This is a genomic window from Dyadobacter psychrophilus (assembly GCF_900167945.1).
In the GTDB taxonomy this organism is placed as follows: Bacteria; Bacteroidota; Bacteroidia; order Cytophagales; family Spirosomataceae; genus Dyadobacter; species Dyadobacter psychrophilus.
The window spans coordinates 1,326,852-1,344,732 of the sequence record NZ_FUZA01000002.1 but is presented as its reverse complement, the minus strand read 5'-3'; the positions used below and the strand labels follow the sequence as shown (position 1 = coordinate 1,344,732).

General features: G+C 45.0%; 16 protein-coding genes. 10 read left to right on the top strand and 6 right to left on the bottom strand.

Annotated elements, in window-relative coordinates; translation table 11 throughout:
• The first annotated feature begins 331 nt into the window (after positions 1-331).
• Complete coding sequence (locus tag B5X68_RS12490; protein WP_229208382.1) at positions 332-1,654, top strand: putative porin; 1,323 nt, start codon at positions 332-334, stop codon at positions 1,652-1,654.
• Here the strand turns inward: B5X68_RS12490 and B5X68_RS12485 are convergent.
• Positions 1,626-2,105 carry an SRPBCC family protein gene (locus tag B5X68_RS12485; protein ID WP_082215001.1) on the bottom strand — a complete coding sequence of 160 codons (480 nt, stop codon included), beginning with the start codon at positions 2,103-2,105 and terminating at the stop codon, positions 1,626-1,628. The two genes, B5X68_RS12490 and B5X68_RS12485, sit on opposite strands and share 29 nt — an antisense overlap.
• 111 nt (positions 2,106-2,216) lie before the next feature.
• Between B5X68_RS12485 and B5X68_RS12480 the strand changes: the two genes are divergently transcribed.
• Positions 2,217-2,663: an SRPBCC domain-containing protein gene (locus B5X68_RS12480; protein ID WP_082215000.1), complete on the top strand. Its 447-nt coding sequence runs from the start codon at positions 2,217-2,219 to the stop codon at positions 2,661-2,663.
• 53 nt (positions 2,664-2,716) lie between these two features.
• Here the strand turns inward: B5X68_RS12480 and B5X68_RS12475 are convergent, their stop codons facing one another.
• A complete protein-coding gene (locus tag B5X68_RS12475) occupies positions 2,717-4,834 on the bottom strand; it encodes a Tex family protein (RefSeq protein ID WP_082214999.1) in 2,118 nt (705 codons plus the stop codon).
• 152 nt (positions 4,835-4,986) lie between these two features.
• Here B5X68_RS12475 and B5X68_RS12470 point away from each other — a divergent pair, with 152 nt between their 5' ends.
• On the top strand, positions 4,987-5,787 hold the full coding sequence (locus B5X68_RS12470; protein WP_141110302.1) for a ThuA domain-containing protein: 801 nt from the start codon (positions 4,987-4,989) through the stop codon (positions 5,785-5,787).
• An 88-nt stretch (positions 5,788-5,875) separates the two neighbouring features.
• On the opposite strand, the gene B5X68_RS12465 is transcribed toward B5X68_RS12470, so the two are convergent.
• Both B5X68_RS12465 and B5X68_RS12460 read right to left on the bottom strand, forming a co-directional pair.
• Complete coding sequence (locus B5X68_RS12465) at positions 5,876-6,118, bottom strand: hypothetical protein (protein ID WP_082214997.1); 243 nt, start codon at positions 6,116-6,118, stop codon at positions 5,876-5,878.
• Between the two features lie 57 nt (positions 6,119-6,175).
• Complete coding sequence (locus tag B5X68_RS12460) at positions 6,176-7,399, bottom strand: RsmB/NOP family class I SAM-dependent RNA methyltransferase (protein WP_082215342.1); 1,224 nt, start codon at positions 7,397-7,399, stop codon at positions 6,176-6,178.
• Between the two features lie 99 nt (positions 7,400-7,498).
• Here B5X68_RS12460 and B5X68_RS12455 point away from each other — a divergent pair, with 99 nt between their 5' ends.
• A complete protein-coding gene (locus tag B5X68_RS12455; RefSeq protein WP_082214996.1) occupies positions 7,499-8,737 on the top strand; it encodes a cation:proton antiporter in 1,239 nt (412 codons plus the stop codon).
• Between the two features lie 34 nt (positions 8,738-8,771).
• Entirely contained in the window at positions 8,772-9,236 is a 465-nt protein-coding gene (locus tag B5X68_RS12450; protein WP_082215341.1) for an SRPBCC family protein, read from the top strand.
• Here the strand turns inward: B5X68_RS12450 and B5X68_RS12445 are convergent.
• Positions 9,233-10,459, bottom strand: a complete 1,227-nt coding sequence (locus B5X68_RS12445; RefSeq protein WP_229208381.1) for a GAF domain-containing sensor histidine kinase — start codon at positions 10,457-10,459, stop codon at positions 9,233-9,235. The two genes, B5X68_RS12450 and B5X68_RS12445, sit on opposite strands and share 4 nt — an antisense overlap.
• Before the next feature lie 486 nt (positions 10,460-10,945).
• Between B5X68_RS12445 and B5X68_RS12435 the strand changes: the two genes are divergently transcribed.
• The 5 genes from B5X68_RS12435 to B5X68_RS12415 all read left to right on the top strand — a co-directional run bounded on the left by B5X68_RS12435 (position 10,946) and on the right by B5X68_RS12415 (position 15,448).
• Entirely contained in the window at positions 10,946-11,383 is a 438-nt protein-coding gene (locus tag B5X68_RS12435; RefSeq protein ID WP_082214993.1) for a DUF2147 domain-containing protein, read from the top strand.
• Between the two features lie 114 nt (positions 11,384-11,497).
• The gene (locus tag B5X68_RS12430) at positions 11,498-12,511 is read left to right on the top strand and encodes an LLM class flavin-dependent oxidoreductase (RefSeq protein WP_082214992.1); all 1,014 of its coding nucleotides are present in this window, start codon (positions 11,498-11,500) and stop codon (positions 12,509-12,511) included.
• Between the two features lie 36 nt (positions 12,512-12,547).
• Positions 12,548-13,489, top strand: a complete 942-nt coding sequence (locus tag B5X68_RS12425) for a helix-turn-helix transcriptional regulator (RefSeq protein WP_082214991.1) — start codon at positions 12,548-12,550, stop codon at positions 13,487-13,489.
• Between the two features lie 5 nt (positions 13,490-13,494).
• Entirely contained in the window at positions 13,495-14,025 is a 531-nt protein-coding gene (locus B5X68_RS12420) for an NADPH-dependent FMN reductase (protein ID WP_082214990.1), read from the top strand.
• 136 nt (positions 14,026-14,161) lie between these two features.
• A complete protein-coding gene (locus B5X68_RS12415; RefSeq protein ID WP_082214989.1) occupies positions 14,162-15,448 on the top strand; it encodes an O-acetylhomoserine aminocarboxypropyltransferase/cysteine synthase family protein in 1,287 nt (428 codons plus the stop codon).
• 62 nt (positions 15,449-15,510) lie between these two features.
• On the opposite strand, the gene B5X68_RS12410 is transcribed toward B5X68_RS12415, so the two are convergent.
• Positions 15,511-17,655, bottom strand: a complete 2,145-nt coding sequence (locus B5X68_RS12410; protein ID WP_082214988.1) for a S9 family peptidase — start codon at positions 17,653-17,655, stop codon at positions 15,511-15,513.
• Positions 17,656-17,881 lie beyond the last annotated feature (226 nt).

Genomic DNA, 17,881 nt, shown 5'->3' with positions numbered 1-17,881 from the left:
ATCTTCCATAAAATACATTTTAAAAGTATATAACATAAATAACTTTCTAAAAAAATATAATGTAAAAGGACTTTTTATACATTAATATTTGACGAAAAGTATTTTACATTTCAAAAGATCTTCCTTCTAACCTATTAAGCTCTTCTCTGTCATCATTCTTGGAAATATTCAAATGCAAAAAGGTGTTACTAACGTCTTGAAACATTGAATAATAACATCGATCACAGGGCATGCGCAAACACAATTAGAAGAAAGTTATCGTTGGCGGGCAACATTATTGGCGGAAAATAAAGTTCTTTGTAGCCCATTTGCTGACACCAACTTCGTTCCAATGAAATCCCGCATTACCGGTTTGTTATTCTTTTTTGCCCTATTAAGTACTTCGGAAGCCTTCTCACAACGCTTCCTGATGGACCTGGTGGATACAACCAATCAAATGGGAAAAGGAATGCTTTCCATTTACGAGCGATACAACCGGGTCAGGATCAGCGGCTATATACAGCCTCAATTTCAGTTCATTACAAAGAAGGGAGCCGAAACCTACGGTGGCGGAAATTTCTCAGCACAGTCGAACAACCGTTTCATGCTTCGTCGCGGGCGCTTGCGCGTAGATTATGCGCATTTGAACGAACACAGTGATCCAACATCATACTTTGTTTTCCAGTTTGACGGAACAGAGCGAGGCGTGGCGATCCGCGATTTTTGGGGAAGGTTTTATGAAAACAAGTTCAAGATTTTCGCATTGACGACTGGAATGTTTGCAAGGCCATTTGGCTATGAAGTCAACCTTTCATCTGCTAACCGCGAAACGCCCGAACGGGGAAGAATGTCGCAGATATTAATGCGGACCGAGCGGGATATCGGTGTAATGCTGACTGTCACCAGTCGCAAGTCAATTAGATTTTCGCAAAAGCTAAAACTGGACGTGGGCGTGTTCAACGGTCAAGGCATGTCCGGGCCGATGGATTATGACAGCCATAAAGATATCATTGGCCGTTTTAGTTTGAAGCCGTCCAAAATAACTGCCTTAGGTGGTGCGACGATCTCCGCAGCGGTGTCAGGCTATGCGGGCGGGATCACCAGTCAGTCGCCGGTTTTGTATCGTACGAAGGTTAATGCAGGAGAATATGCAATGGTCCGTGATTCATCAGCCGGAAACTATCTGAAAGTTGCACCCAGAAACTATGCGGGGGCCGATTTCCAGATTTCCTTTCCAAATAAAAGGGGCGAAACCGAATTCAGGCTGGAATACGTTCGCGGCGACCAGACGGCAACATTCGCGAGCAGTGAAACACCCGGTGTGTATCCGGTAACGAATGGTGCAAAAGATCCCCTTTACGTCCGAAATTTTGACGGCGCTTACTTCTATTTTTTGCAGCATTTGGGCAGCCTCGAACACCAGTTTGTACTCAAATACGACTGGTATGACCCGAATAAGCGTGTTTCAGGAACGGAAATATCGAGTGCAAGAGGCTTTAATAAAGCTGATTTGCGTTATGACACCATCGGAATGGCTTACGTATACATTGCAAATGAGTCGCTCAAATTCACGTTTCATTACGACTTCGTCAGAAATGAGAAATCTGCATTGACAGGCTTCGAAACGGATGCGCCGGACGACCTTTTCACATGCCGGGTTCAGTATAACTTCTAGTTCCGAATCGTTCCGTGAGGATTTTTCTTCGATATTCAAAAATCTGATTCACTTCATTTCTGACAAACAGCGCATTTACCCAGCCGCCCAGGAAACCAAAGGGAACCTTATAATTCAATATATCTTCCATCATTACGCCGCCCGGAATCTCCGTAAAATGATGCTGATGATGCCAGAATGCATACGGCCCAAAACGCTGCTCATCTACAAAGTATTGTTTATCAGCCACATGCGTAATTTCTGTACACCATTTAAGTGGAATCCCCAAAACCGGTTTTACGATATATCGGATAATCTGTCCCGCATACATTTTTTCTCCATGATACGAAGACGTCACGACGAAGCCCATTTTGGCAGGCGTAATCTCTTTTAAGTTTCCCGGATTGGAAAAAAATGACCATGCTTCATCCAGGGAAATGGGCAGATTTTGCTTAAAATATAATTCTTGCACTTCTAATGATTTATGTTGGAACTATATACGCTAAAACATGCGTACCAGACCAAAATGCATACTCTTGGCATGGTTTTCTCTATGTTTTTGGCATGACCTAATTCCGAAAACATGAACAGAAAACTGATTGCAACTACATCCACATCCATTTATTCCAGCCCGTCATCTGTATGGAAAGCGCTGATAGACCCGGAGATTGTTAAACAATATATGTACGGAGCAGAAGTGTATTCTGATTGGCAGGTTGGCAGCCCGATCACATACAAAGGCGTTTGGGAAGGCAGACCTTATGAGGATAAAGGAACGATACTGGAAATAATTCCGGAGCGCGTCCTCAGCTACACTTACTGGAGCCCGCTTTCAGGCACCGACGATTTTGAAGATAACTACGCACACGTTACCTATCACATTTCAGAATACGACGACGAGACAACACTCACCATAACCCAGGACAATCTGGAAACGGACGAAGCGGTGGTTGCGGCGGAAGAAAACTGGATGAAAGTGGTCGGAAATATCAAACGCATTCTCGAAGGCGACAGAAAACACGTACTTTAAGGGGTTAGCAAAAAGCCAATCCGGTTTGGGATACCCGGATTGGCTTAGTATTTCTATAACTTCATGCTGAGTGCGATGCGTTTTCTTGCTAAATCAACCTCAGTCACTTTCACGCTGACGATTTGCTGTAACTTCACAACTTCGTTAGGATCTTTGATAAATTTATCCGCCATCTGCGAAACGTGAACCAACCCGTCCTGCTTCACGCCGACATCTACGAAGGCGCCAAAAGCAGTAATGTTGGTAACAATGCCAGGGAGCACCATACCCACTTTCAAATCTTCCGGTTTTCTGACCGAACTGTCAAACTCAAATTTCTTCATTCCCTCCCGTGGATCACGCGACGGCTTTTCAAGTTCAAGCAGAATGTCTTTCAATGTGGGAAGCCCGACTGATTCCGAAACATATTTCTCCGGCTTGATCTGCTTTCTTAGGTCAGGCTTCTGCATAAGATCCTTAATGTTTGCACCTACATCTTTGGCCATCTGACCCACAACATCGTAACGTTCTGGATGTACTGCACTGTTATCCAATGGATTAGCTCCATTTTCAATGCGTAGAAAGCCAGCAGCCTGTTCGAAAGCCTTCGATCCGAGACGCGGCACTTTTAATAATTGCTGACGAGATTTGAAGTCACCATTTTTGGCCCTAAAATCCACGATATTCTGCGCCAGAGCCGTTCCCAGGCCCGATACATAGCGCAAAAGATGCTTGCTGGCCGTGTTGAGATTTACGCCTACGGAATTTACGCAGCTTTCCACGACTGTATCCAAAGCATTTCGCAATGAATTCTGGTCTACATCGTGCTGATACTGACCTACGCCAATGGATTTTGGATCAATTTTTACCAACTCGGCCAATGGGTCCATCAATCGGCGGCCGATCGACACAGATCCACGCACGGTTACATCTTTATCCGGAAATTCTTCCCGCGCCACATCCGAAGCTGAGTAGATAGAAGCCCCTTGCTCACTCACCATGAACAAACCCACCTCTTCTGACTTCCCTGCATTCGCCAAAAGCTTTCTCACAAAATCCTCTGTCTCCCTTCCCGCCGTTCCATTTCCCACGGCGATTGCCTCGATTTTCCATTTCTGGATCAGGTCCGAAAGTTTAACATTGGCCTCCGCAGGTTTATCAAATGGATAAATCACCTGATCGGCCACCAGATTGCCCTGGCTATCCAACACCACAACCTTGCATCCAGTGCGGTAGCCGGGGTCAATGGCTAACACGCTTTTTTGTCCAAGCGGCGATGCCAGCAAGAGTTGTCGAAGATTCTCCGTAAAAACCTGGATAGCAGCAACATCAGCCTTCTCTTTTGAAATCTTTGCAAATTCCGTCTCAATGGAAGGTTTCAAAAGCCGCTTGTAACTATCCGAAATGGCAAGCTCCATTTGAGTCAGCACAGCAGGCGGTCCTTTGCGGAAAAGCCTGTCTAAGGCTTCTATGGCCTGATCTTCATCCGGCGAAATCGTTACATTTAAAATTCCTTCCTCTTCCCCGCGACGGATGGCCAGCAACCTATGCGAAGGAATGCGGGACAATGGTTCTGAAAAGTCGAAGTAATCGCGATATTTTACCCCTTCTTCCTCTTTCTTCTTTTTTACCTTGGAAGTAATGATTGCCCCGCGCTGGAAAAGATTCCGGATGCGGGTCCGTGAATCCTGATTTTCGTTGATCCACTCTGCGATAATGTCCCTGGCTCCCTGTAAAGCATCATCCACCGAAGCAACCTGGTCATTCAAAAACGAGGCAGCCTTTCTTTCCGGATCAGACTCTTTTCCTGTAAAAATCAATTGCGCAAGCGGTTCTAGCCCACGTTCAATAGCAATTCCTGCCCGTGTCTTTCTTTTTTGTTTGTAGGGCAGGTAAATGTCTTCCAACTCAACCATTGAAAACACATTTTCAAGCTGCTTGCGGAGGTCAGGGGTAAGTTTTCCCTGCTCTTCAATGCTTTTCAAGATCGCCTCACGACGCTTTTCAACTTCCAGCTGCTTCTGCCAGGCATCCCTTATCGCTCCGATCTGTACTTCGTCCAACCCGCCCGTGGCTTCCTTCCGGTAACGCGATATAAACGGCAGGGTCGCGCCTTCTTCAAAAAGTTGGATGGTATTTCTAACCTGTTTTTCAGAAATAGACGTCTGCCGGGCAATGTAGGGGAAATTCATTTGTATAAAATTGGGTATTCGTTAGATCAACGGACTAAAATTCATTCCGCAAATAAAGCAGATATTCGTAGATTTAATGCCTTTAACTTTCCTTCCTTATGCCCGCTGTTACCAAAATCCTGAGCCGAACGATCCTTGGCTTGCTACTTTTCATGACCACCTTATCGCCAATCGTCGTGTTGGCGCAATCTCAGTTTAAAGTCATCGCTTTCTTCACTGGAAAGAATGACCGCGCACATGTCAGTTTTGTTGGAGAGGCCAATAAACGCTTTCCAGAGATGGCGAGACAAAACAACTTCATTTATGACACAACAAGTAACTGGAATAATTTAAATGCCTCATTCCTTGCGAATTACGAAGTTGTTTTATTTCTGGACACCAGACCGGAAACACCGGAGCAGCGCGAAGCATTTCAAAAATACATGGAGAATGGAGGCGGCTGGCTTGGTTTCCATTTTGCCGCATTTGCATTAACACCTTCGGCTTATCCGCAAAATTGGGATTGGTATCACAATGATTTTTTGGGTTCGGGGCAGTATAAAAGCAATACATGGCGGCCCACGTCGGCAATTTTGAAGGTTGAAGATCCCAAAAGTCCGGTTACAAATGGGCTATCCGGGACTATAAAAGCGTCGCCTAATGAATGGTATCGTTGGGAAAAGGACTTGAAAGCGAATCCTGACATTCAGATCCTGTTATCCATTGATCCAGCCAGCTTTCCGCTTGGAACTGGTCCAAAACAGCACGAAATCTGGCATAGCGGTTATTACCCGGTCGTTTGGACCAATAAAAAATACAAGATGGTGTATATGAATATGGGGCATAACGACATTGATTACGAGAACAAGACCAATAAAGAGCTCTCATTCACATTTGACAATGCAGCTCAGAACAGATTGATTTTGAACACATTGCTTTGGTTGGGTACGGCCCGGAAATCATACATTCGTTAAAAATCTAGGGATGGGAATACCTACAACAATGGGGATGGCTGGAACCCCATTCTTGTAGAAATTAAAAAACTTGTTGAAAATATTGAAATCAGGGATTTTCAGATTCAATTTCTCCTACTTCCCGTTCTTCTGATTCCTCATCAGGCTCGTCGGTATCAAATCTGTTTCCTGTATCAACACTGGGTGAATCAGCGCCTGGCACTTCCGGAGTCAAATTCATAGGCCCCATCTGTCCGGGTTCACCGTAGCTCGGCACCGGTTGCTGTCTTGGCTGTCTGTCACGGGTTTCGTCGTCCAGCGTTTCTTCCCTCTTTTCTGTCTGAGATTTCATAAGGTTCCGTTTAGTTTACCCATATTTGGAAAAAACCGTGCCCTTCCGACATTGCGACTATTTTCTTTGCAGCAATGCCATATAAAATCCATCTGTCCCATCATTGGCAACGGACGTACGATGTGCGGAAATAAATTTCCAATCCTTCTTATTGGCCTTCATAAATCGCTTCACCTGATCTTCGGATTCAGATGGCAGCACGCTGCAGGTGGCATAGACCATTTTACCGCCGGTTTTAACCATTCGGCTGTAATTGTTTAAAATCTGCCATTGAACCTTTCTTATTTCGTCGAGAAACTGTGGTTTCAGCTTCCATTTGGAGTCAGGATTTCTTCTTAACACGCCCAGACCTGAACAAGGCACGTCCAGTAGCAGCCTGTCTGCCGTTCCTGCGAGCGTTTCAATAATCTTGTCAGACGAAATAAGCATGGTTTCCAGGTTTTTTACGCCATTTCGGGCCGCACGTTTTTCAAGTTCAAGCAGCTTGTGTTGCTCTATGTCCATAGCGAGGATTGAACCCTCATTTTGAAGCAGGGCCGCTATGTGCAAGGTCTTTCCGCCTGCACCTGCGCAAGCGTCAATAACACTATTTCCCGGCTGAATATCCAGATAAGGTGCAATAAGCTGAGAACCCGCGTCCTGAACTTCAAAAAAGCCCTGCTTGAATGCTTCCTGGTTAAGCACATTCTGCCGCTTTTTCAGAATCAGCGCATCGGGAATACTGTCGATTTGTGCTGCGCCGTCTTCACCAAATCCTTCTTTAACGGTCTGAATTGAACTTTTCAGCGTATTTACGCGAATTATAACAGGAGCCTGCTGATTTAATGCCGCAATTTCCGCATCCCAGGATTCGCCCAATTCCTCTGCTCCTATTGAATCGATCCAATCCGGGATAGACTGCGCAATTTTACGAACAGCAAGCCCTTCCTGATAACGGGATATAACATTTGCAGCATTAATGTCTTCAAATTCTGCCCAGTCAGGCAATGTGCCGTCATCCTCCGTTTTAAGATGAACCGGTTTGATGATCTGCCAGACACCCACAATTTTCCAAAATTCCTCAGGATCGGACACTTTTTCAATGTCCGCCGCGAATTTGATCAGTCTCCACCAGCGCACGATCTCATATGTGTTACCTGCAATGAACGCGCGGTCCCTTGCACCCCACTTTTTATTGGTCTTCAAAAGCTGCTCAATAACCCTGTCGGCTTGGCGGTTCTTGACAAAAATATGCTGCAACGCCTCAACCGTCGCTGCAACAAGTCCTTTGTATAGTTTCAAAATCTTTTTTTGTAAACAAATGAATCGGTAAAAATGGTAATGTCTGGCGTACAAAACAATATTTCCGGGGAAAGGCATGGTTTTTAAGCCTCATAATATATGGACAGCTATATGATTACCCTCACAATAATCGGGATTGCTACGCTTGGGATGGCCTGGATGCCTTCGTTCACAAAAACAACAGGCATTTCCGATTCCGTCGTGTATGTTGTCCTGGGTGTGATCGTGTATGAGCTTCTGGACATTCTACCGAATCCCAACCCATTGGCATTCAATGTTCAGACCATTCATTTGACAGAAATGGTGGTCATTATTTCACTTATGGGGACGGGGTTAAAGATCGATAAGCCGTTTTCATTCAAAGCCTGGTCAGTTCCTTTTCGCATGCTCACGATCACGATGGTGCTGTGCATTGCCTCTGTGAGCTTTATTGCCTATTATTTTTTGCAGTTTGACCTCGCTTCCGCGCTTTTATTGGGTGCAGTGTTAGCACCCACAGACCCGGTTTTGGCTGCCGACGTTCAGGTGGGCCCGCCGATGGAACAGATTAAAGACGAAGTGCGCTTCTCACTTACCGCGGAGGCCGGAATGAACGACGGTATGGCGTTCCCTTTTACGTGGCTGGCCATATTGCTGGCAGGCTCGGCAACAGGCAATTTCGGAGAGGTTTTGGGAGAATGGTTTCAAATTGATCTTGCTTTTAAAATCGTCGCGGGAATAGCTTTGGGGCTTTTCCTGGGCTGGATCCTCGCGTATCTCATATTCAATTTTTCGGAAAAACGAAAGTCAATCAGCCTGAATGATGGCTTTATTGCTGTGGCTGCCGCGCTGGCAATATTTGGTTTGGTTGAATTGATCGGCGGATACGGGTTCGTGGCCGTTTTCGTGGCCGCTGTGACCATGCGGAACTACGAACTGAATCACCAGTTTCATAAGGATCTGCACAGTTTTTCGGACCAAACCGAGCGCATACTCGTCGCCATTGTCCTGCTCATCTTTGGCGGCAGCATTGTCCACGGCATTCTGGATTACCTGACATGGCAATATGCGCTGCTATCCGTATTTTTCCTGTTGGTCATACGGCCAGTTTCATCCTTAATTGCGCTGATTGGAACTAAATTGCATTTTAAGGAACGGATGGGCATTGGTTTCTACGGAATCCGCGGCGTAGGTTCGTTTTATTATCTCGCTTTTGCACTGAACAAAGAGCCTTTTATGATGGGAAAAGAACTCTGGTCTACCGTCTCATTCATTGTATTATTGTCCGTGGCAATGCACGGCCTCACAGCCACACACGTCATGTCAAGCCTTGAAAAGAAATTTTCGAGGAGTGTTTAATATCCACAAATATTTATCAATTCAAATGCTGATCATGGAAACACAAAGCACCATTATATGCCCACCGGAACTGGCTTCGCGCCCGCTTGGCCTCAAAGTCGAAAAATTGATCGCATTGCCGGTCTCAAAGGTTTTTAAAGCCTGGACAAACCAAATCGATCTGTGGTTTGCGTCCCCAGGTTCCTTTTTGGGCAAACCTGAGAACAACACACCATTCTACTTCGAAACATCTTATCAAGGCATCAGACACCCCCACTATGGTCGTTTTTTGTCAATTCAGGAGAACGAAAAGATTGAGCTGACCTGGGTTACAGGTGAGGGCGGAACGGAGGGTGCAGAAACAATCGTCACCATAACCCTTTCCGGGCACGAAACCGGCACGTTCCTGAGCCTTACGCACGCAGGATTTGTCAGCGAAACTTCCCGAAATAACCATCAGGATGCCTGGCCCGCTGTTTTGGAGCAGCTCGAAGAACGTATGTCCAGACCGGCTGATTAATAAATATTTTGGGGAAGATTAATTTCAAATGTTGTGCCTTTACCAACCAACGATGAGATCGACATTTCACCTTCCAGGCTGTCGACCAGGTGCCTGACAAGTGCCAATCCGAAGCCGAAACCCTGTTCTCCGCTGGTCCCGCCGGTAGAAGACGCAGTTCCGGACATGATCGCCTTGATGCTCTCTGGCTTCATACCAACGCCCGTGTCCGAAACTGCTATCTGCAATGTGGGCACTTCAAGGGTAATGACCAATTTCAAATCTACCGTTACAGTGCCACCTGCCGGCGTAAATTTGATAGCATTTGAGATCAGGTTACCAGTGATTTGAAGAAGCTTATTTTTCGAAAAAGCCACATTTTCGGTCAAGATGCTGGTATTTATAACAAGAATAACATTTTTGTGCTTGGCTTGGGGCTCATACAGTTTCATCAGCTTCTCCTTAAACAAAGTCAAATTGAAGCGGTTGTTATCCAAGGCTTTTTTACCTGTATCGGCGGCTTTCTTTTCCTTGTGGGATTCCAGGATTTCTTCCGCAAGATCAAGGATCGAATTGCCGCTTTTATGGATCAGGTTCACAAATTCAAGCACTTCGTCCATTTGATTATCCTCTCCCTGATCCTTGATGATCTGGGCTAATCCTACGATTCCGCCTAGCGGTCCGCGGATGTCGTGCGCCACCTTCTTTTGCGTTTGTTTAGCTTCATTTAGCTTGGAACGCAGGTTTTCAAGCACTTTATGGGTCTTTAACCGACCTACAATTTCGTCTGCTATGATCTTAATCAGCTCAATTTTTTCCGGATCAAGCGATTTACGCTCCGTGTCGAGCACGCACAATGCCCCAATCTGCAGGCCTGCACTGGTCCTGAGCGGAACACCATAGTAATAGCGCACATTGGGATCGCCTGTTACATAAAACTTGTCCTTAAAACGATCATCCGTGGAAAGGTCAGCAACCTCAAAATGTTCCGTTTCCATGATCGTATACTGGCAAACCGAATCTTCCCGCAGCATTTGGTCGAGGTCCAGTCCATAATTGGAAATGGTCCATTGCGTCAACGAATCGATGAGGTTAACCAGTGAAATGGACGTTCCGGTTACTTTGGCCGCCAATTTGGCCAGATCTTTGAATGTGTCCTGATGATCCGTGTAATCCAGATCAAAATCGGCAAGGCTTAGCAGCCTTTCCATTTCATTTTCAGGAATTGGTTGGGAGTTTTTCAATTGTAAACTTTGAAGCTGGTTTATCGGCTCGAATATACTTACAAAAAGTAAAATCTATCGAATTAATTCTAAGCAAAATGGATACAAAATTTTCAAGCACGACTTTTTTATGACAATAATTTAAATGCCTTTCCGAATCATTTAGATTGAAATAAATACCACGCCGCAGCCAGTTTTCCATCCCAACGTGTCTTGGAATAATTCAGTTTTACTTTTCGGTTATCTGGTTGTATATTGTGCCAACTATGTCGTTCAGAGAATATAATTAAATGTAGGCTACAAAACGAACAGAAAATTCTAACATCGTTAACTAGCCTATCTATCATTGATAAATTATTTATCAAAATTAGAAAAACCCATTTAGACTCGAATTTAGTGGATTTGCGTATTTAGCCCACATCAGTCACATTTTTTGCATTTTTTGAATATAGTACATTTTAAAGACACCAAATTCATCAAACTTAGCCGGGGAGGACCGTACACCAAATGCATAAAATTACTTTTACAATACTTTTTGTCTTAATCTTTTGCAAAGCTTTTGCTCAAACCGGCCCCGGTGACCAGATATTGGGTGAGTGGATCAATGAAGAAAAAGATACGCGTATAGAAATTTATAAGAGTGGAGCGCATTACTCCGGGAAACTGATTTGGGCGCAAAACCTAATGGAAGCGGACGGCCAAACCCCACGAAAAGACGTCAACAATACCGACGAAAAACTAAGGATCCGAAGCTTGGCCAACATTGATCTGCTACACGGCTTCGTATTTACCGAAGGAATTTGGGACGATGGCAAAATGTACGATCCCAAAAGCGGAAAAACGTACAACTGCCTTTTGAAGTTAAGAAACGAAAAACTGGAAATCCGTGGTTACGTCGGCATTCCGCTGCTCGGAAGAACGACCTATTGGGAGCGTGCCTTATAGTCCCTTAAAAGCTGTTCTTCGTGTGTCACTATACGCTGTGAAAGCATATTTAATCCATTTTTAGGGAATACAAAAGGCAAAGCTGGTGTTCTTCTTCAAAGAGCGAAAACGCGTATGAAGAATATAAAATTAGGGATACTGGATCAATCTGTTGTAAGACAGGGCACTACGGTCCAGCAGGCCATTCAGGAAACCATTGCCACAGCAAAGCTCGCGGAACAGTTGGAATACAGCCGTTTTTGGGTTTCCGAGCACCATAATTCAACATTTATTGCAGGATCTACGCCGGAAGTGCTGATGGTGAAACTGGCCGATGCCACTAGCCACATTCGCATCGGTTCTGGAGGGATAATGCTTCCTAATCATAGCGCATTGAAAGTTGCCGAAAATTTCAGGATGCTTGAAACGCTTTTTCCAGGCCGCATTGACCTGGGCATGGGCCGCGCGCCAGGAACAGATCGCATTACTTCCTCCCTGCTAAACCCTTCCAATGATTTTAGTGAAAGCAGCTATTTGCGCCAGTTGGAACATTTGCAGCACTTTTTCCGGGATACAGCAGGCACTGAGCGCGGATTTATTTATGCTGCGCCGCAGTCGCCTACAATCCCTATGCAATGGATCCTCAGTTCAAGTGGCGGCAGCAGCAACATTGCGGCACGGTTTGGGATGGGATTGGCTGTTGCCAAGTTTATCAATGGCTTTGTAAAAGCGGATGTGATCGAAACATACCGGAAAAATTTCCGGCCATCGGATCAATACGCGGAGCCGCACGCATTGCTTTCCGTATTTGTGCTTTGTGGAGAAACAGAGGAAAAAGCGCTGGAAATGCGCAAAATGATGGATTACATTCTCGTGGAATTCGAAAAAGGAAAATTCGGTCCATTTCCCGATGCCGAAACTGTGAGAAAATACAAATTCACTGCGGGTGAGCTCGAACGCATTCGGTACAACAGCGGCAGGATCGTTTCAGGCACCAAAGAAGACGTAAAAGAACAGCTTACAGCCCTTGCTAACGATTTTGATGTTGATGAGATCATTATTTCGACTATGGCCGACAGCAGCGAGAACCGTGTAAGATCTTTCGAATTAATTTCTGAGGCATTTAATTTGAGAGAACCGGTCCAATAAGTTTATTTTTGTGGCAAATCCGTTAGCCAGCCACAAATGAACCGTTTTGACCGCATCACCGCCATACTAATTCAGCTGCAATCGCGTAAGATTGTAAAGGCCCAGGATCTCGCAGAGCGATTCGAAATAAGTTTGCGGACCGTATACAGAGATATCAGCTCGTTGGCAGAGGCGGGTGTGCCCATTATTGGGGAGGCGGGTGTGGGTTATTCTATCATGGACGGCTATCGCCTGCCTCCTGTTATGTTTACCAAGGAAGAAGCGCGCACATTCATCACGGCCGAAAAGCTGATGGAAAAGTTTACAGACCTTTCTACGCAATCGCAGTATCAGTCTGCAATGTTCAAGATCAAATCGGTTTTGCGGAGCAGCGAAAAATCAATGGTGGAAACGCTTGAAAACCACATTGAAGTAAGGCAAACGTCCACGCCGTTTTATGCCGAAGACAGCAATACACTGGATATTCTGCTTAAAAGCATTACAGAAAGGAAAATTTCAAAGATCAATTACAATTCACTCGGCCACGAAGACCTTACCGAACGTGTTATCGAGCCTGTGGGCATTTACCACGAAAATAATTACTGGTATACCATTGCATATTGCCATTTGCGCAACAATTACCGCAATTTCCGGTCAGACAGGATCCTCAAAATCGAGCTGACCGATCGGGATTTCCAGCACAAGCATGCACCGCTGAAAGATTTTCTGGCCCAAACCTGGGATTCGCAAAACCTGCGGCTTATCAGGATCAAGCTGGATAAGAAACATGCGCAGTATATCCGGAACCAGAAATACTATTACGGCTTTGTATCGGAAATCGTGACAGATGATGCCGTTGAGATGAGCTTCCTTTCCGCTTCGCTGGAAAGTTTTGCGCACTGGTATCTTATGCTCGCTACGGCAGCGTGCATCCTGGAACCGGAAATCCTGAAAGATAAGGTGAGAAAACTGCTGGTGCAGATCTCGGAAAAAATTTAACACGCATGAAAAACGTCAACATACTGGGCATTTCCGGCAGCTTACGGACTGATTCCACGAATACGCTCATCTTGAAAACCCTGGCAGATTTTTTCCCAGATCACATTACTTTTCAGATTTTTGAAGGCCTTGATGCCATTCCGCATTTTAGTCCGGGACTTCCCGAAAATGAGGCAGTTATCAAATTCAAAACAGCCATCCGGAAGGCCGATGGCGTCATTATCTGCACACCGGAATACGCATTTGGCATGCCGGGAACATTAAAAAACGCACTGGACTGGACTGTTTCAACAGGTGATCTGAATGATAAGCCCGTCTCTGCCATCAGCGCGTCTCCCCTCAACACCGGCGGCGATAAAGCCCTGGCCTCCCTCCTATTAACATTAACAGCCCTTGGCATATTGCGCAATGATGCCAGCTCATTATCCATTCCAAACATTAAACTAAAAATCAACGACTTGCGGCAAATTGCCGATATGCCTACCCTAAATGCGCTAGAAGCACAATGTACCAACCTTTTGAAAATTATCCGCTGACCACAGCTTAAACCAAAATCAAGTAGTATATTGGTAAAATGATAGAAATTATGTGTCAAATAAAAGACTATAATTTCTATATATTAAATCTTTTATTCAATACATTAAGATCTATCCACCTTAAAAAACGTTCACAATGAAATTTGAAACCCTACAACTCCACGCCGGACAACAGCCAGACCCTGCAACCAACTCACGTGCCGTTCCAATCTATCAGACCACTTCCTATGTATTCAACAATGCTGAACATGCGGCTAATTTGTTCGCATTGAAGGAGTTTGGCAATATTTATTCCCGGATCATGAATCCGACTAACGATGTTTTTGAAAAAAGAGTCGCTGCTTTGGAAGGTGGCGTTGCTGCATTAGCGACCGCATCCGGCCACTCAGCGCAATTCATCGCAATCAACAACATCACTACGGTTGGAGATAACTTTGTAACCACGTCTTTCCTGTATGGCGGCTCACACAATCAGTTTAAGAATTCTTTCAAAAATATAGGCGTTGAGGCGCGTTTCGCTGACGGAGATGATGTCAGCAGCTTCGAAAAACTGATCGACGACAACACGAAATTCATTTATCTCGAGACCATCGGAAATCCAAGTTACAGTGTCCCCGATTTTGAAGCATTTGCGGCATTGGCTAATAAATATGACCTGCCTTTGATGGTGGATAATACATTTGGGGCAGCCGGGGCCATATTTCAACCTATCAAACACGGCGCGCATGTGGTGGTGCAATCCGCTACCAAATGGATCGGCGGACATGGAACGTCGATCGGAGGCGTGATTGTGGACGCAGGAACTTACAACTGGGGAAATGGAAAATTCAAGCAGTTTACTGAGCCTTCACCAAGTTATCATGGATTGGTAATGAACGATGTTTTCGGGATTGGCGGCCCATTTGGTAACATTCAATTCATTATTCGTGCACGTGTAGAAGGCCTGAGAGACTGGGGCCCTGCCCTGTCGCCATTCAACGGATTTTTGTTCCTGCAAGGGCTCGAAACGCTTTCATTACGCGTGGAAAGAATTGGCGAAAATGCGCTTAAACTGGCACAATGGCTTGAAAGTCATTCGCAGGTGGAAAGTGTAAATTACATTGGTCTGGAAAGCAGCAAATATCATACGCTCGCGAAAAAGTATCTGACACGTGGTTTCGGAGGCGTGCTTTCATTTACCATTAAGGGAGACAAATCGCAGGCTGAGAAGTTCGTGGATAACCTGAAACTGATCAGTAACCTGGCCAATGTAGGCGACGCCAAGACACTGATCATCCACCCGGCATCAACCACACACTCACAGCTCAACGAAATAGAGCAGGTCTCTGCCGGTGTACACCCAACGCAACTAAGGATTTCGGTAGGAATCGAGCATATCGATGATATCATCGCGGATATCGAAGGCGCGTTCGGGGCCTTGTAAGTGACCTGTCAGCCTGAGCGTCACTTATAATGACGCTCAGGCTGACAAGCCCAGCAACTCTCCTACTCCCTAATCCCCTCCAAAGCGAACATAAACGCAAACTGCAACGCGACCTCTTTCAAATACTCGAACCTTCCGGAGGCGCCGCCGTGGCCGGCTTCCATGTTGGTTTTCAGGAGCAGCACATTTTTATCTGTTTTATGTGTCCTTAGCCTTGCGACCCACTTGGCGGGTTCGAAATATTGAACCTGGCTGTCATGCAGGCCTGTAATTACAAGCATATTAGGATAATCCTTTTTCTCAACATTGTCATAAGGGGAATACGTTTTCATGAATGTGTAATATTCCTTATTCTTGGGGTTACCCCATTCATCGAACTCATTGGTTGTCAACGGAATACTTTCATCCAACATGGTTGTGACCACATCTACAAAAGGAACATCAGCTATAATCCCACGCCAAAGTTCGGGGCGTAGATTGGAAATAGCGCCCATTAACAAGCCTCCCGCGCTTCCTCCTTCTGCATACAGGTGTGCGGGTGATGTGAATTTGCCTTTGATCAGATATTCCGCGCAGTCGATAAAGTCGTAGAAAGTATTCTTCTTTTTCAATAATTTCCCGTCTTCATACCATTGCCGACCCATTTCCTGACCGCCGCGTACGTGCGCGATGGCATAAATGAAGCCTCTGTCGAGCAAGCTGAGCCTTGTACTGCTGAATGCAGCATCCATGCTGTTTCCGTAGGAACCATACGCATAAAGCAATAATGGTGTCTTTTCACTCTTTTCGGTTCCTTTTTTGTAAACCAGCGAAATCGGAACTTTCACGCCGTCGCGAGCCTCTGCATAAAGGCGCTCAGTCACATATTCCTCTGGATTATAGCCGCCGATCACTTCCTGACGTTTTTTAAGTTCCTTCCCTTTGGTGTCCATGTTGTAATCGTACACAGAGTTTGGGGTGGTCAGTGATGTGTAAACGTAGCGCAGGTTTTTACTGTCAAACTCAGGATTAGAGCTCGCATAGGCCGTGTATGCTGCTTCCCCAAAGTCTACATAATGTTCCGCATTAGTGTTAATATTACGAATCCGCAGCTGTAACAGCCCGTTTTTACGCTCCGTAATCACCATATAGTCTTTAAAAACATCGATTCCTTCCAGTAGGACGTCTTTTCTGGTTGGAATCACTTCTTTCCAGTTTTCCACGCCGGTTTTATTCACTGGCGTTTCCATCAGCTTAAAGTTGAGCGCATCCTTATTGGTAACGATCAGGAATTTATCATTCTGGTGATCAATATCGTAAAGCACATCTTTCATTCTTGGCTGAAAAACCTCAAAATCCCCTTCCGGCTTGTCTGCATCCAGGATCCTGTATTCCGACGACATTGTCGCCGATGACGCGATAATAATGTATTTCTCCGACTTCGTTTTACCTACGCCAATGTAGTTGCTCTTGTCCTTTTCGGCATAAACGACCACATCCTTTTTGCTGTCGGCACCCAATGTGTGGCGCTTTATTTTTTCGCTCAGCAAAGTTTTCGGATTGGTTGCGGTATAAAACAACGTCTTATTATCATTCCCCCACTCCGATCCGCCGCTAGCCGGAAAGATCGCATCCTTGAACAACTCACCTGTTTCCAGGTTCTTCACATAAATTGTATACTGACGCCTTGAAACGGTGTCCACTCCATAGGCCAGCAATTTGTTATCAGGGCTGACATTGAAACCAACCGCGGAATAATAAGGATGTCCCTCAGCCATCTTGTCCACATCCAGAAGCATTTCTTCGGGTGCGTCCAATGTTCCTTTTTTGCGGCAATACTTGAAATACTGCTGCCCTTCCTCGCTTCTTGTATAGTACCAATATCCATTGCTGAACACCGGCACCGATTCATCTTTCTCCTTAATCCGGCCTTTCATTTCTACGAAAAGATCCTCCTGGAACTTCTTCGTGTCGGCCATCATCGTATCCGTGTAAGCATTTTCCGCTTTCAGATAATCTACAACTTTATTGCTGTCGGGGCCCTTGCTGAAAAAATCAGCCATCCAATAATACTCGTCATTCCGTTTGTCGCCATGCATTCCGGTTTCATGGTCTTTCATTTCTGCTACGGGAGGCGTTGCTCCCGGCCATTGATATGCTTCGTTCACGTCTTTATTTTGATTACAGGAAAAAATGATAACAGCTAAAAACGGTAAAATGATTCGCATTACACGTCGGTTTTAAGATAAATACTACAAATATGAAACATTATAAAAATATAAAAAGAAAATTACATTCAATATATTTATTAATTATTAAACTTATTAAAAGTATTGAATGGTTAGTATTTTATGATTGTATTCAAAGTAAATTACTTTTTAAATATTGTGCTGAATGTCACGAGCCTTAAATCTACAAAAAAGCACTTGTAATCCTTTTCATCTGCACACATAC

What these genes read in the sequence shown, in the direction of transcription:
- B5X68_RS12490 (WP_229208382.1), top strand. Translation starts at nt 332, where the DNA reads ATGAAATCCCGCATTACCGGTTTGTTATTCTTTTTTGCCCTATTAAGT.
- B5X68_RS12480 (WP_082215000.1), top strand. Translation starts at nt 2,217, where the DNA reads ATGAACAGAAAACTGATTGCAACTACATCCACATCCATTTATTCCAGC.
- B5X68_RS12475 (WP_082214999.1), bottom strand. Translation starts at nt 4,834, where the DNA reads ATGAATTTCCCCTACATTGCCCGGCAGACGTCTATTTCTGAAAAACAG.
- B5X68_RS12470 (WP_141110302.1), top strand. Translation starts at nt 4,987, where the DNA reads ATGACCACCTTATCGCCAATCGTCGTGTTGGCGCAATCTCAGTTTAAA.
- B5X68_RS12465 (WP_082214997.1), bottom strand. Translation starts at nt 6,118, where the DNA reads ATGAAATCTCAGACAGAAAAGAGGGAAGAAACGCTGGACGACGAAACC.
- B5X68_RS12455 (WP_082214996.1), top strand. Translation starts at nt 7,499, where the DNA reads ATGGACAGCTATATGATTACCCTCACAATAATCGGGATTGCTACGCTT.
- B5X68_RS12450 (WP_082215341.1), top strand. Translation starts at nt 8,772, where the DNA reads ATGGAAACACAAAGCACCATTATATGCCCACCGGAACTGGCTTCGCGC.
- B5X68_RS12435 (WP_082214993.1), top strand. Translation starts at nt 10,946, where the DNA reads ATGCATAAAATTACTTTTACAATACTTTTTGTCTTAATCTTTTGCAAA.
- B5X68_RS12430 (WP_082214992.1), top strand. Translation starts at nt 11,498, where the DNA reads ATGAAGAATATAAAATTAGGGATACTGGATCAATCTGTTGTAAGACAG.
- B5X68_RS12425 (WP_082214991.1), top strand. Translation starts at nt 12,548, where the DNA reads ATGAACCGTTTTGACCGCATCACCGCCATACTAATTCAGCTGCAATCG.
- B5X68_RS12420 (WP_082214990.1), top strand. Translation starts at nt 13,495, where the DNA reads ATGAAAAACGTCAACATACTGGGCATTTCCGGCAGCTTACGGACTGAT.
- B5X68_RS12415 (WP_082214989.1), top strand. Translation starts at nt 14,162, where the DNA reads ATGAAATTTGAAACCCTACAACTCCACGCCGGACAACAGCCAGACCCT.
- B5X68_RS12410 (WP_082214988.1), bottom strand. Translation starts at nt 17,655, where the DNA reads ATGCGAATCATTTTACCGTTTTTAGCTGTTATCATTTTTTCCTGTAAT.